Source organism: Bacteroidota bacterium (genome assembly GCA_016713765.1).
GTDB classification, from domain to species: Bacteria; Bacteroidota; Bacteroidia; order AKYH767-A; family 2013-40CM-41-45; genus Pollutiaquabacter; species Pollutiaquabacter aromativorans.
In genome coordinates this window covers 982481-996150 of sequence record JADJON010000003.1, presented here as the reverse complement: position 1 = coordinate 996150, position 13670 = coordinate 982481, and the positions used below count along the sequence as shown (strand labels likewise).

Genomic DNA, 13670 nt, shown 5'->3' with positions numbered 1-13670 from the left:
AGTCTCAATAATTAATATTCAATAACTAGTTTCTAATTACTAGTAACCAATTACTAATTCCAACATCAAAATGAAATCATTCACACTTAACGGAGACTTGAGAGCAGCTCAGTCTAAGCAGGAGCTGAAAAAACTGCGAGCAGAGGGTAAAGTTCCGTGTGTGTTGTATGGTGGCTCCGAACAGGTCCACTTCAGCGCACCGGTCCTTGACTTCAAGAACCTGGTGTACACCCCGAGCGTGTATACGGTAGAACTAAACATTGCTGGCAAGACCTACAAGGCTGTCATGAAAGAACTGCAATTCAATCCGGTGACGGACGCGCTGCAGCACATCGACTTCATGGAGCTGCGCGACGACAAGCCGGTGGTCATGGAAGTGCCGGTGAAGGTATCGGGTAATGCAATCGGCGTTCGCGCCGGTGGTGCCCTGATCACCAAACTGCGCCGCCTGAAAGTTTCGGCCCTGCCGAAGCACCTGCCGGATTCCATCGAAGTGAAGGTCGATAACCTCGATATCGGCGACGATATCCGCGTTCGCGACCTGAAGCTCGAGGGCGTCACTTTCCTCGATACGGCTTCGAGCGTTGTGACCGGCGTGAAGACGACCCGGAATACCGCAGCCGCTGCTCCTGCAGCCGCTGCACCCGCCGCCGCCGCCGCCGCTCCTGCTGCCGCCGCACCCGCGCCTGCCAAGAAGTAATTTCCTACGATTGGAAATGCGAACGGCCCTTCTCCAGGAAGGGCCGTTCTTTTTTTATTGCTGCCTGATCCGGTCAGAAATCCACTTTGTAGGACAGTACCGGGATCATCGTCATTTGGTAAGCGGTCTTGGTCGTACCGGTCTTCGGATCGAAGTAATCACCAAACACGTTCTTCCGGTTGGTCGCGTTCTGCAGATCCAGGCTCCAGGTGACGCTGCTCTTTTCCCGGTTCCGCTTCAGGCTGAATTTTACATCGGTGCGGAAATAATTCGGTGCTTGTAATATAAACGGACGGTCCTCCTGATACTTCGTCTCTCCGGCTGCAACGGAAGCCGGTACATCAATGGGAGTGTTCCGCAGCCCGCCGGTGTAGATCGCTTTCAGGTTGACGCCCACGATGCGTTTCTTGAATTTTTCTCCTGTGCGGAACTCCTTACCTGCAGTGAAGCTTCCGGCGAAATTCCCATTGAAGCGCGTATCGTACCAACGACCGTCCTGTGCTTTGTACTTGGAGTCGTATACCGAGGAGCTCAGCAGGAAGTAAAAGTCCTTGTGCAGGAACCGCTCGACGGTGAGCTCGAACCCGTAGTTGCGACCCAGTCCGCTATTACGCAGTTCCTTGTCCGTGAACCCGCCCTCGCTGTTCAACATGGAGTACGTACTGTTCGCTTCCGTGCCGACCGGAACATTGTAGAGGAATTGGGCATATACTTCCGCCTTTACCCGGGTGAATTCGTTCAGGGAGCGATCGTAACCCAAGACGAAGTGATGTGATTTCGTGAAGCCAAGATCCTTGTTCGGTTCTGTATAGGTTCCGTCAGAGGTGTATTGCCGTGAGTAGTAAACACCCAGCGGCTGGACTTGTCCGTGCAAACCGTAACCGAAGCTGATCGCCTGGCCAGGGCGGATATCCACTTTTACCGATGCCCGTGGTTCGATCGAGTAGGTCTTGTTGGTGGTCAGCGTCAGTGCATGCAAGCCGGCGTTGATGGTTACGCGTTCACTCGGCTTGTAATTCCACTGACCATAACCCTGTAATAATGTTGCCTGACCTTTCTGGTCGATGACGGTGACGATCCTGTCTTCCTCGTCCTTTCGGTCGGTGTTCAGGAAATCGTAAAACAATTCATTCGCGATAATGCCCGTCTTGTAACTGTGTTGCGCGTTGATCTTCCGCGTCAACGATGTGCTGAGCGTGACGCGGTGCTGGTCATACACGAGCTCGCCCTGGCTGACGGCTGCGTATTCGTCATCGAGCCGTTCTTCTTCATAGCCTTTTCCAGTTCCCGCGACCAGGAAAACGCTTCGCAGATAAGTTTTGGAATCCAATTGTAAGAAGTGGGTAAGTCCCGCCGCGCCGGTATTACTGCGAAAGTTCCAACTGTAGCGGTCGTAGTTGTTCTTCCAGGCAGACGAGTCTTTCTTGGCGTCAAAATTCTGGTTGCTCAAACCGCCGAATCCAAAGAGGGAAAAGTTCCCGGCTTTTTCAGTAGGGAGGAAGACATTATAAGAGATATCCTGAAAGTTGGTGATCGCGTCGCCAACCGGAACACCCAGGGCTCCGAGCATGGAAAGGGTGGAGTAGCGGTAGTTGATGAGATAGGAGCCATTATACCCTTTCTTGAAAGGCCCTTCGATCGCCAGGTCGGTTCCGAGAAATCCGGCCTGGATGGTGCGTTCGGTCTTCTGGTTGTTCCCTTTGCGAAGCTTCAAATCGAAAACACCCGAATTCGCGTTGCCGTATTCTGCAGGGAATGCGCCGGTCATGAAATCGGAGTTGGTAAGCGTCTGCGCGCTCAAGATGGAGATTCCTCCTCCTGAAGTTCCGACATTGCTGAAGTGGTTTGGATTCGGAATCTCCACACCCTCCATACGCCATAACAATCCGTTCGGGGAATTGCCGCGGATCGCGATGTTGTTGTTGCCGTCGTCCGTTGCCACCACACCGGCATAGGCCAACGACATTCGGGCGGGGTCATTCACCGCGGCCGCGTATTTTTGGGTCTCTTCGACGGAGAATGTTCTGGCACTGACAGTGCTGAATTCGTTCAGCGGTTTGTCTTTTTCCACCTGAGCGACGATGGTGACTTCTTTTCCCTGCACCACGTTTTCTTCGAGCGTCACCTGCAGAACCACTTCTTTCCCTGAAGTGACCGTAATGTTCGGCAGGACACGTTCCTTATAACCAAGGAAGCTGATCTTCAACGAACGCGTTCCAACCGGCACTTTGTTTAAACGAAAATTGCCGTCGATATCAGCGGCAGTACCGATGATCGGCTCAACACCCAACACCACCACCGTCGCACCGGGAAGCGGAGCTTGCGAGATCATGTCCACGACCGTACCACGCACCGTCTGCGTCAAGACCTGACCAAAGGAGAAATAGTGTAAGAAGGTTAAAAGAATCGTCAGAAGAAGTTTGTTTTTCATGATTGGAGGGGGGGGATTGGTAATTGGTTATTAGTAACTTGTAACTAGTAACTAGTATTCGTTTTGGTATCCACTATTTACTATTTACTATTCGCTATTCACTATTCACTATTCACTGTTCACTGTTCACTGTTCACTGTTTACTGTTTACTGTTCACTCCCTCAAGGCACTCTCACCACCGAACCAGAACCCGAGATGTGCGTCGTAACCGAAGGGTTGCCGCGGTAGCGGATCGTGCCGGATCCGGAGATGGTGGCGTCGAGGTGATTGCTGACAAACGTTTCAATGTTGCCGGAGCCCGAAATGGTAGCGGAGTTGTTGTTGGTGATCATGCCGAACGCGGCGATCTTTCCTGAACCGCTCATGGTCATGGTCGCGTCGTTGGCAGTACCGTCGAGGTCCATCATGCCACTGCCGGAAATGTTGGCACGCAGGTCGTCTACGTCTCCGAAGTAACTCACCTTTCCCGATCCGCTAAGATTGACATACAGGGACGCGTCGGAAAAACGGTCGATCGTACGGATGTCGCCCGAGCCGGAAAGCGAGAGGTGATCGAGCGAGGGCATTGAGATATCGACAGTGATCTCGTTGTCGCGGAGACTTTTTGACGAGTTGATGATCAGTTTCCCGCCGATCACTTCCGTACGGATCAGCGGCAGGTAGTTGCCATAGCTGCTAACGGTTACGGAGAAGATGGAATCACGGCGGATGTTTACATCACCTTCCAGGTGATATTCGACACCGTGAAAGGAAGAGACGATGCGGTCTTCCGTCAGGATGGGACCATCACCACGAACGCCGTTCCAGTCTTTACGGCAAGAGCTGAGCGTTGCAATGGACACTAGGAGCAAAATGCTGATGAAAAGGCGGGTAGGTTTCATGGGCTTGTTCTGTTTATATACAGAAGACAAGTCCAAGGGGTCTTACCCCTATCCCTCGCGAAAAAAAATCAGAAGAAGCGCAGCGCTATTTTCCCTCCCAGCCAGATGCTGCGATCGTAGTTCCCGATCGTCTGTCGGTCGAGCAGGGACGCAGGCGGCAATTGGCTGAAAACCTGCGCATAATCGGGGTCGTCGAGGTGGGCGTAAAAAACGTTCAGGCTGGGCCCCGCTGCGAGCGAAAAGTATTTTGAAAGACGCTTTTCAGCCGTTAGGTTAAATTTCGTTAAGGGGTTGAATTGATGGAGATGATTCTCCTGCATCGGTTGATGCATGGTCAGATCAAGGTTCACTTGCCAGCGCTTTCCGAGGTTGATCGCACTGCCGAGTCCGTAACCGAAGACCCAGGTATGATGTTGCGTACTGTCGAGTTTCATTCCGGCGCTGAGGATGTTGTAGAATTGTCGCATGCCGGTGCGCAGTGAGGCATTGAGCGGATACGTTTCGTCAGCGGAGAGTTCGAATTGGTGGTATCCTGTGCGTACAAAACTGAGGAAGCCAACCGGAACCCCTTCGCAGGTGTCGCTGACGTTGAGGAAACCAACTTGCGTTCCATGAACGCGTCGTCCTACATTGAGCAGACCGGCGACCTGGGCGCCGCGCACATCGGTTCCGTTCACGTTCATCAAGCCGGCGACCTGTACTCCGTTCACTTCCTGCAAGCCGACATTCAACAAGCCGGCTACCTGCGCGCCGCCGACGCGTTTCAACGCGGTGTTGAGCAAGCCGGAAAATTGTCCGCCGCTGACTTCTTCCAAGGCGACATTGTTCAAGCCAGCGAACTGTGGACCTGCCGTACTCTTCAGCGAGACGTTGGTGAGCCCCGCCATCATGACGCTGCTCGATGGTTTGAAATTGACATTGATCAATCCTGCCGCCTGCGCACCGCTGATGCTGTCATAATTCACGTTGACCAATCCTGCGAACTGCGCGCCCCGCACCGGTTTAAGGTTCAGATTGAACAAGCCGGCACCTTGTACGCCCTTGACAGGACCACCGGTCATGTTGAACAGTCCGGCCAACTGAGCGCTGCTTACGGAGTCGCGATCGATATTGAAAAGTCCCGCCACTTCCAGCTTGCGTGTCCCCATGGCGTAGCCGCCTAGAATATTAAAGGAATAGTCATTGACCGTATTCCCGCTCAGTTTCAGGTTGGAGCCGATATAGGGGATGAACGAAACCTGGAATTTCCGGTAAAGCGTATCGCGGACGTTGCGCGTATTGGTCTGTTCGTCTTCACTCGGGATCAATTTGACCAGCGCGAGTTGATTGACGGCGAACAAGCTGTCGTGGATCGCCGTAGAGTCGATGCTGACGGGTTGAACGTGCAATGGAAAAAGCGTCAGGTTCACCACGCTGCGGCCGGTTTGCCGGATGTAAACGATCGTATCGTCATATTGCTCCTTGTTGATGTACAAGGTGACTTCCCGTAAGCGTTCCTTATTCTTTATGTCGAGTGAATAATAGCCGTATTCGTTCGTAACGGCGGATGCGCGGCTGTACTTGTCGTACACCGTCACAGATGCAATGCGTTCTCCCGTTGACGCGTCCGTCACGTAACCGGCGACGGAGAAGAGGGTAGGCTCCGGTTCCTGATCAATCGGCTGCACCCGTAGGAGTATGACATGTGTTCCGCGCTCCTTGTAGTTGACCTTTCCGGAAAATATTCGGTCGAGCAATTCCCGCAGTGGACGGTCGCGGTGATCCAGGGTCACCGGTTGCATGCCGCGGGTCACCGTTACGGCGTAACTGAAGGTGCAGCCCGCGACGACGCCGGTTTCCTGCAGGAATTCATCAACGGGGCGATTGACTGCCCGAATGCTGATCTTGCGTTCCAGTAAGGGTATCTGCTGTGCACGCGAAACGCCTGCACAAAAGAAAGTCAACAGAAAAAGGAGGAGGAGGTTAGTAGCACGCATTGCCGTTGAAAACATACCCGCTGTCGGTGCGACTGGCTTCCAGGCCAAGCGTTTCAGCGATGATCTGAGTGATTTCTTCGATCGGTTCGTCATTGAAAGTTGCCGTGATGCGGCAGTCACCGAGTCGTTCATTTTCCAGGTACATCCGTACGGAATAAACATCCTGGAGCGTATGGATCACCACGCCGAGGGAGGCGTCTTCGAAGATGAAGATTTTGTCCTTTGTAGGCGGCGATGTTCGGGTCGTTATTCTCCCGGCGTTCAACGCTGCCCGCTTCGGTATCGTAGACCAGTTCCTGGCCAGGCCACAGGGCTTCATCGCCATGCTTCGGAATGCTGACGCTGACCTCGCCTTCGGTCACGGTGATCACGACCAACCGATTGTCTTCACGGGCCTGGATGTTGAAGGCCGTACCAACGTCGCGGATTTCAAGCCCGCCTGCTTCGACGATGAATGGATGCTCCGCATCGTGGCGTACGTCGAAGAATGCTTCGCCTTTCAGTTTGACGCGGCGTTGTTTGGCATAGGAAGCGGAAGCATAAGTAAGCGTACTGCCCCGGTTGAGGGAAATGGTGGACCCGTCGGGTAATGCACGGGTGATGGAAGAGTCCGCAGCCGCCAGGATGGTCTCAGGTCCGGCTACCGGCGCGACGAGGAAGCGGATCAGCAAGCCAAGTCCGAGCACAAGCAACACCATGGCTGCGATACGCAGTGCGGGAGAGGCGAAGAAGTTAGGACGGAGGGTGATCACCTTACCGCCGCCTAGTTTGGCGTGTACTTCTCCCCAGGCTTTATCGGTATTGACCGGCAACACTTCTCGCAACGAAGCGCTTTCGGAGAAAATGCGTTCGAGCTGGGCGAACTCCCTGGCGTGAGCCGGATCCGAAGCCTTCCACGCTTCGAGCAGGCGCAGATCGTCCGCTCCAGCCTCTCCGGCCAGGAAGCGGGCGATTACGTCGTCGATATGTTCAAACCGGGGATCCATGGAGTCAGTCGAGCAGGTGGAGGAAGACGATGGCGAGCACAAGGTATTCCTGCAATTCATTGCGCAGGATGCGAAGCGCCTTTCCCATCTGGTTTTCGACGGTCTTGACGGAGATGCCGAGCTGTTCGGCGATTTCCGCGTATTTGAGTTCTTCGAAACGGGACAAGCGGAAGATCAACCGACATTGTTCCGGCAATTTTTCAATGGCTTTGAAGATCTGTTCCTGCAACTCATTTTTGAAGGCCAGACCGGATGCGGAAGGAGACTCCGCGGCGAGTGCCTGCTGCTCATCGGCATACGCACGCCGCACTTGTTCGTGCCGGATTTTGTTCAGGCAAGAATTGCGGACAGCGCGGAAGAGGTACGCCTGGACAGAGAGTTGGATATCCACGTGAAGCCGTTTTTCCCAGAGTTGGATAAAGACCTGTTGAACGACTTCTTCGGCTTCATCCGGGTCTTTGACGAACGAGTGCGCGAAGGTGCAGAGGCGGGCATAGTGGTCGCGGAAAAATTCCCCGAAGACCCGCTGGTCGCCCTGCACCAGAGCATTTCGAATATCCTGTTCGTTAACGGCCACGTTTATCTGTGTCGGTCACGAAAGTACGAAAGCCCTGTTTGAAGGAAAGACACCCGAAGAGGCGGTGACCCCTATTGGTGTGTGTTTTTTTTATGGCGAATAGCGAATAGCGAATAGCGAATAGTGAACAGTAAACAGTGAACAGTAAACGGTACTGGAAACTATAATTTGAACCACCGCTCATCGCCCACCGCCTACTGCCCACCGCCAACTGCCCACCGCCCACCGCCTACTGCCCACCGCCTACTGCCCACCGCCTACTGCCGACTGTCCTCGCGTTCCTCGTCTCCTGGAACCAAGTCCCTGATATTTCGTATCTTTGCAAAACGCTGAGATCAGCGGCTTTGGAATTCACCGGGCTTAGGGCCTCTTCTTCCTTTGAATTTCCTGCCAGCCATCCTTACCGGCCCTGCCGGCAGCGGCAATTTTTATCCAAATCCTTCCAAATTCGATGAAATTCGAGCAATTGCATTTAATCCCTCCCATCCTGGAGGCATTGCACAAAAAAGGGTATGAATCCCCAACCCCGATTCAGGAACAATCCATTCCGCACATTTTAAAGGGACATGATGTCTTTGGTTGCGCGCAAACCGGAACCGGTAAAACGGCAGCTTTCGCCTTGCCGATCCTCCAACTGCTGCACGCCAAGAATCATCCGGCAAAGAATCCCCACGTACATGCGCTGGTGCTCGCGCCAACGCGTGAACTGGCTTTGCAGATCAGTGAAAGCTTTGAAGCGTATGGCAAGCACCTCGGACTGCGTCATGCGGTGATCTTTGGCGGCGTTTCGCAGGTTCCGCAAGAACAGGCACTGAGAAAAGGCGTCGACATCCTGGTCGCCACACCCGGTCGTTTGCTGGACCTCATGCAGCAAGGGCTGGTTCGCCTCGACAAGGTCCAGTACTTTGTATTGGATGAAGCGGACCGTATGCTGGACATGGGTTTCATTCACGACATCCGCAAGATCTTGCCGAAACTTCCCGAGCAGAAACATACGGTCTTCTTCTCGGCGACGGTTCCGCAGGAGATCCGTTCGCTGGCCGACAGCATTCTCAAGAAACCTGTGCAAGTGAATGTCACACCGGTTTCAACTCCGGCGGAAACGGTCCGACAATCCCTTTACCTGGTAGAAAAGTTGCAAAAGCGCTTCCTGCTCAAGAAGGTGATCGAAGACCAGGGCATCGATCATGTGTTGGTGTTTACCCGCACCAAACGTGGCGCCGACCGAGTTGCAAAGGATTTGACCAAATCCGGCATACGTGCGGAATCCATCCACGGTGATAAATCCCAGACGGCACGCCAAAAGGCATTGCAAGGATTCAAAGACCGTAAGGTGCGCGTACTCGTCGCAACCGATATCGCAGCACGCGGCATCGACGTCGACAAGCTTTCACACGTGATCAATTTCGAGATACCGGAAGTTGCGGAGACCTATGTGCACCGTATTGGTCGCACCGGTCGCGCGGGTGCTAACGGCGTCGCCATCAGTTTCTGTTGTCCGGATGAGATCGAGTACCTGCGCGACATCCAGAAACTCTTGAAGCGCACCATTCCAATCTTGCCTACGCCCGACTTGCCTGCACCTCCACCAGTAACCGATTCAGCCGGCGGTCATCACCGACATACGTCCCGGCCGGTTTCGAAGAGTGCTGCACCGAAAAAGAGCGCGAATAAATCCAGGCACCGGAAGCCTGCGCCTCGTAAAGCGCACGGTTAAGTCGTCAGTCTTCGGGCAGTACTTCGATCGTACCGTGATACTGTCCGGCATTTTTCCCGGACACCACCTTCAGTTCGTAGAAGTAGACACCGGCACTGACGTTTCCATCCTGTCGGCCTTCACCTGCCCAGGTGGATGCCAGTTCCTGTGAGCGGAAGACTTCGTTTCCCCAACGGTTGAAGATCTTCAACTCGTAAGGTTCTTTCAACCCTTTGATAACAAAACGGTCGTTCTTGCCATCCGTTCCCGGTGTGATGACATTCGGAATGAACCAGACATCGCACGCATCGATGCTGATCGATCGTTCGGCTACGGAAGTTCCGGTGGCATTGGCGATCGTCAGGCGGACGGTATATTCGCCGGCTTCCGGATAGCAAATGCCTGTCGGAGCCTGTTGATCGGAGGTGGAAGGCGTCGCTCCGGGGAATTCCCAACTCCAACTCGTCGGCTGGTTGATGCTATTGTCCGTAAAGTCGAAACACAGACTACAGCTATCGTCCGGCGATTCCGAAAAGACCGCTAACGGCTGATGCGATTCACAGACTACTTGTTGACGCAGCAGTGGCCGGATGCGGAGGGTTGCAACGGCGGTTAGTACCGGTACTGCATTGCCGGGAGTCGTTGCGGCAGCGGTAACTTCCACCGTTTCGGATCGGGTCGTAAAATCGAATCCTACGGTCTGACAAGGCGCCCGTCCGTTCCGGTCAATTTTGAGCAGAAAGATATCCCGGTACCAGGAAGGCGGTCGCATATCGCCGGTGATGGCATATCCGTCATCGGTCGTGACTTTGACATCGAACGGATAGTTGGTAAAGTTTACCGAGAACGGATATTCATTCGTGATGAACGGCTGCAATTGCGGATCGATGCGCGTGAGAAAGATGTTGCGTTCGTCGAACGTGCCTTTGTCGCCGATGACAACCAGGTTGCCATTCGGCTCAATCAGTAGATTGCGGAAGATCTCGCCGTTGTTGGTGCCGGCATCGTAGGCCCGACTGTTCAGCAATCCTCCGTCTGCATCGAAATGAAAGAGCATGCCATCCCATTCGTGGTTGATGAAATAGGCTTTGCCGCTGACGACCCAACCGCCACCCGGAGCGGCAGCGACGCGCAGCCAGTCTTCGTCGTAATAGGTTCCGAAGCTGAGGCTGGAACGAAGTGTTCCATCCGGATGAAGCAGGAGCAAGAGGCCATTGTAAAAACTGGGGGTTCCGGTACCGAAACCGTTTTGGCTGGCAACGACGGCCAGTGAGCCGTCATCCTGAACGGCGATACCCCCTGGCAGTGTCATAAGGTTACCCAGATGATGTTGTGACCAGAGCAGATTACCGGCGGTATCCAGGCCGGTCAGCAGCATACCGGGGTAAGTACCCAGGTTGTAGTCGGTGGTGGAAAGGAGGACCAGTTCATTTCCGCTGCGCACCATATCATTCGCCAGGTCGTTTGCGCTGGCATCGATCTTTCTGCACCAGCGAACCGTTCCGTCCGAATTCATCCGCAACAGCGCCATGTACGCATCGTTCCAGTTGTCGGACCAACAGTTGGCCAGCACGAAAGCTCCATCGTCTTCCGTAGGCAGGAGTTTTACGGGCACGTTGGTCGTATCGACCAGGAGGGTGCTGGTCCAGAGCGTATCTCCTCTTCGGTCGGTTCGCACCACTTCCAACGCGATCCGGCTGGGAGTCAGGAAGCAGGTCCCCAGCAGGATATATCCGGAATCGGGCATGGCCAGCAGGGAGGTGCCGTATTCGGATTGAGTCGTTCCGTAAGTTTTGAGAAAGTAGGATTGGGCTCGAAGTAGCGTGATCGAATTCAGAGCCAGCAAAAGGGTAAGTAACAGGATCCGGGGCATGGCCTTACAGCGTACACGCCAAGTTACTGGCAATTGGGCAGGTTGCCACGATCTCCTTGTGGAAATGTAGGAGAATCAGGATGGAGTGCAGGAAACAGCTGTTGAAATCCTGTGCCGACTCAGCTGTTGGGTAACTGGGAGTTATATACCAGCTTCGAAATATGCGCCAGGGTCTCGGTAAGATGGTTGTAATTAAGACCCTTGGTCATGACTCCAAGGAGATACGGCTCACCTTTGAGGTAAAAAACTCCGAACTCGCTGAGAGCAGCAAGATCAGGCTTGACACGATAACCGAATTTTCGGGAGGAGATCAGATCAGCCGGAAGATCACGGATCAGTCCTTCCTTATAATCGCATTTGGAGAGGATGTCGAGCGCGATCTCACTTCGTTCATGACTTAGATAACCGCCATTGTAAAGTACACGCAGGAATCGGGAGTAGTCTACCACACTCAGGCTGTAATCGGTAGTATCCTGGATCTGAAACGACTTGAGTTGGAAGTCGAACAGCATCTTGTTGAAGTTGCGCTGATCCATCGCTTTCCAGAGCAGGTCATAGGCTTCGTTGTCGGAACGAGCCACCATGCTTTCCAGAAGTTGCCGGATCGTATAGTGTTTATTCGTTGGCAGTGGAGCGACATTGTGCTGAAATACGCCTGCCGGGAACTCCGGGTAAAAGATCTTCCTATTCAGGAAACTCGGGTCCTGATCAGCCGTCATCAGGATGGCAATCATGACGGGTACTTTAAAAAGGCTGGCGACCGGATATTCCTCTTTCGGATTAATGGTCATCCAGGAGGCCGAATTCAACCTGCGCAGGTAAACGGAAGCGGATTGGATATTCCCGGAACTCTTCTGGCCTTCGATATAGCGGATGATATCGCCTTTCAGCGGCATCAGTTTCTCATCCTCCAGGCTATAATCCGTAAAAAGCAGCGGACGGATGAACCGAAATGCGGTATTCCGGTTCATTTTGACATCGTTACCGGCAGGTACCGGAACGACTTCACTCTTAACGGTTGTCTTACCCCGATTGGCTACATAATAGGAAGCCCCTGATGCCACCAGCAGCAGGAGAAACACCCAAAGTAGAGGGACTCTGGGTTTCAATAGCAATTGCATAGGTAGGGCAGTGAGGACTTGAGTAGCCGGGGATGTAAACCGATCAGTGAAGCAATGGTGGAAGAACGCCTAATCTACCCTGACATTTTAATGTCAAAATGAAATTCGGGCGAATGAAATTGAATGAGCGGTATACGGAAGTTATTGGTCGGTGAATCTGGCCCGTTGCTTCTGTACAAATTGGCGAAAAAACTCCCGGATGATTGTCATGTTTTTATCAGGTTGTGTGAAGCAACTGCTCAGCCTTCCGCCGGATATCCGGGAAACCTGCCAGTTGTTCAGGCAGGGTTCATTCACCCGGCGTTTACACCGTGATTTGGACCAAGAACAATGACCTCCAGCCACTAACCATCCAGGAGATGCGCCGTAACGCATCTGCCGGCGCCGGAATCCTGTAAGTTCCCGGCGCCGGTGCTCACCCGGAATCGCCTACCGCCCCGAGTCTGAGCTGATTCGGCGCAGAATGGGATTAACATTTTACTTTCATTTCCGCCCTCTATTCCTATTTTTGCAGGAAACCCGTCTCTCGTATGAAACTCCACAAACGAGTCTTGCTTGTAGCCTCGGTCCTACTGAGTGCCGCCACCGCCTGTAAGCAGACTTCGACCGATTCTGCCAGTTCGCAGGACACCTTGCCGACCATTGAGGATACGATGTCCAAGGAGCAGAAGGAACTCGTTGATTTCAAATTCTTCTTCACCCTGGCGAATTTGCCTTCTCCCATGGAGTTGATCAACGATATCTACAAGAATGAGGTGCCATTCAACAGCGATTTGCTCAATTCGACCGACCATGAGGAGAAATACACCAGCGCCTATAAAAAATCGGTGAACTACGGCATCTACGGCATCGACATGGCTTATGCCGCCTTTTATGGTCAGAACCAGGACTTGCTTTCCTATTATTCTACGACAAAAGCCCTGGCCGAAAAGATGAATGTTCAGGAAACCTTCGACCGGTATACCGAGAGCTTTCAGAAGAACTCCGACAACCAGGATTCCCTGGTTCGGATGATCGATAAAGCCTATGCGGAGACCGATAATTATCTGCGCAACAACGGCCGGTACATGACGGCTGCCCACGTGCTTGCCGGCGCGATCATCGAAGTTCAACACCTGAGCATCGCGCTCATGAAGGAACAGGAGCGCACTCCCGGAAACGCTGCGATCTTTGAAAAGATCTTCAATCAGCGGATGTACCTGGACAATCTGGTCAACCTGTTCAAGGAGTTTGAAAAGGATCCGGACAGCGGCAAACTACTGAAAGACCTCCAGGAATTGCAGGCGGCGTTTAACGCGGTCAAATCGGCGGATGAGTTGACCAAGGATCGTCTCACGAACCTGCTGGTCACGGTCGATAAGGTCCGCAACCGCATGACCAATTAAGGAGTATTTTCAGCTTATCATCCTGAAATAACCGGCAGTACCT

General features: G+C 53.3%; 11 protein-coding genes. 3 read left to right on the top strand and 8 right to left on the bottom strand.

From position 1 onward, the window contains the following. Positions 1 to 70 precede the first annotated feature (70 nt). The gene (locus tag IPJ96_15090) at positions 71 to 700 is read left to right on the top strand and encodes a 50S ribosomal protein L25/general stress protein Ctc (GenBank protein MBK7911642.1); all 630 of its coding nucleotides are present in this window, start codon (positions 71 to 73) and stop codon (positions 698 to 700) included. 73 nt (positions 701 to 773) lie between these two features. Here IPJ96_15090 and IPJ96_15085 read toward each other — a convergent pair whose 3' ends face one another. The 6 genes from IPJ96_15085 to IPJ96_15060 form a co-directional block, all read right to left on the bottom strand. Beyond that, positions 774 to 3131 carry a TonB-dependent receptor gene (locus IPJ96_15085; GenBank protein MBK7911641.1) on the bottom strand — a complete coding sequence of 786 codons (2358 nt, stop codon included), beginning with the start codon at positions 3129 to 3131 and terminating at the stop codon, positions 774 to 776. Between the two features lie 162 nt (positions 3132 to 3293). Further along, complete coding sequence (locus IPJ96_15080; protein ID MBK7911640.1) at positions 3294 to 4013, bottom strand: DUF2807 domain-containing protein; 720 nt, start codon at positions 4011 to 4013, stop codon at positions 3294 to 3296. 68 nt (positions 4014 to 4081) lie between these two features. Then, the gene (locus IPJ96_15075; GenBank protein MBK7911639.1) at positions 4082 to 5989 is read right to left on the bottom strand and encodes a hypothetical protein; all 1908 of its coding nucleotides are present in this window, start codon (positions 5987 to 5989) and stop codon (positions 4082 to 4084) included. Further along, entirely contained in the window at positions 5976 to 6170 is a 195-nt protein-coding gene (locus IPJ96_15070) for a DUF4974 domain-containing protein (GenBank protein ID MBK7911638.1), read from the bottom strand. The genes IPJ96_15075 and IPJ96_15070 overlap by 14 nt, the downstream gene beginning before the upstream one ends. After that, on the bottom strand, positions 6118 to 6975 hold the full coding sequence (locus tag IPJ96_15065) for a FecR domain-containing protein (GenBank protein MBK7911637.1): 858 nt from the start codon (positions 6973 to 6975) through the stop codon (positions 6118 to 6120). Before IPJ96_15065 ends, IPJ96_15070 begins: the two co-directional genes overlap by 53 nt. A gap of 4 nt (positions 6976 to 6979) precedes the next feature. Continuing rightward, positions 6980 to 7552: an RNA polymerase sigma-70 factor gene (locus tag IPJ96_15060; protein MBK7911636.1), complete on the bottom strand. Its 573-nt coding sequence runs from the start codon at positions 7550 to 7552 to the stop codon at positions 6980 to 6982. Between the two features lie 451 nt (positions 7553 to 8003). On the opposite strand from IPJ96_15060, the gene IPJ96_15055 reads away from it, so the two are divergent. After that, on the top strand, positions 8004 to 9269 hold the full coding sequence (locus tag IPJ96_15055; GenBank protein MBK7911635.1) for a DEAD/DEAH box helicase: 1266 nt from the start codon (positions 8004 to 8006) through the stop codon (positions 9267 to 9269). A gap of 4 nt (positions 9270 to 9273) precedes the next feature. Here the strand turns inward: IPJ96_15055 and IPJ96_15050 are convergent, their stop codons facing one another. Beyond that, positions 9274 to 11121 (bottom strand): gliding motility-associated C-terminal domain-containing protein, encoded by a 1848-nt coding sequence (locus tag IPJ96_15050; GenBank protein MBK7911634.1) that lies wholly within the window; start codon positions 11119 to 11121, stop codon positions 9274 to 9276. 119 nt (positions 11122 to 11240) lie between these two features. Continuing rightward, a complete protein-coding gene (locus tag IPJ96_15045; protein MBK7911633.1) occupies positions 11241 to 12203 on the bottom strand; it encodes a serine hydrolase in 963 nt (320 codons plus the stop codon). A gap of 569 nt (positions 12204 to 12772) precedes the next feature. Here IPJ96_15045 and IPJ96_15040 point away from each other — a divergent pair. Beyond that, positions 12773 to 13627, top strand: coding sequence for a hypothetical protein (locus IPJ96_15040; protein ID MBK7911632.1), 855 nt, complete (start codon positions 12773 to 12775; stop codon positions 13625 to 13627). The last annotated feature ends 43 nt before the right edge of the window (positions 13628 to 13670 follow it).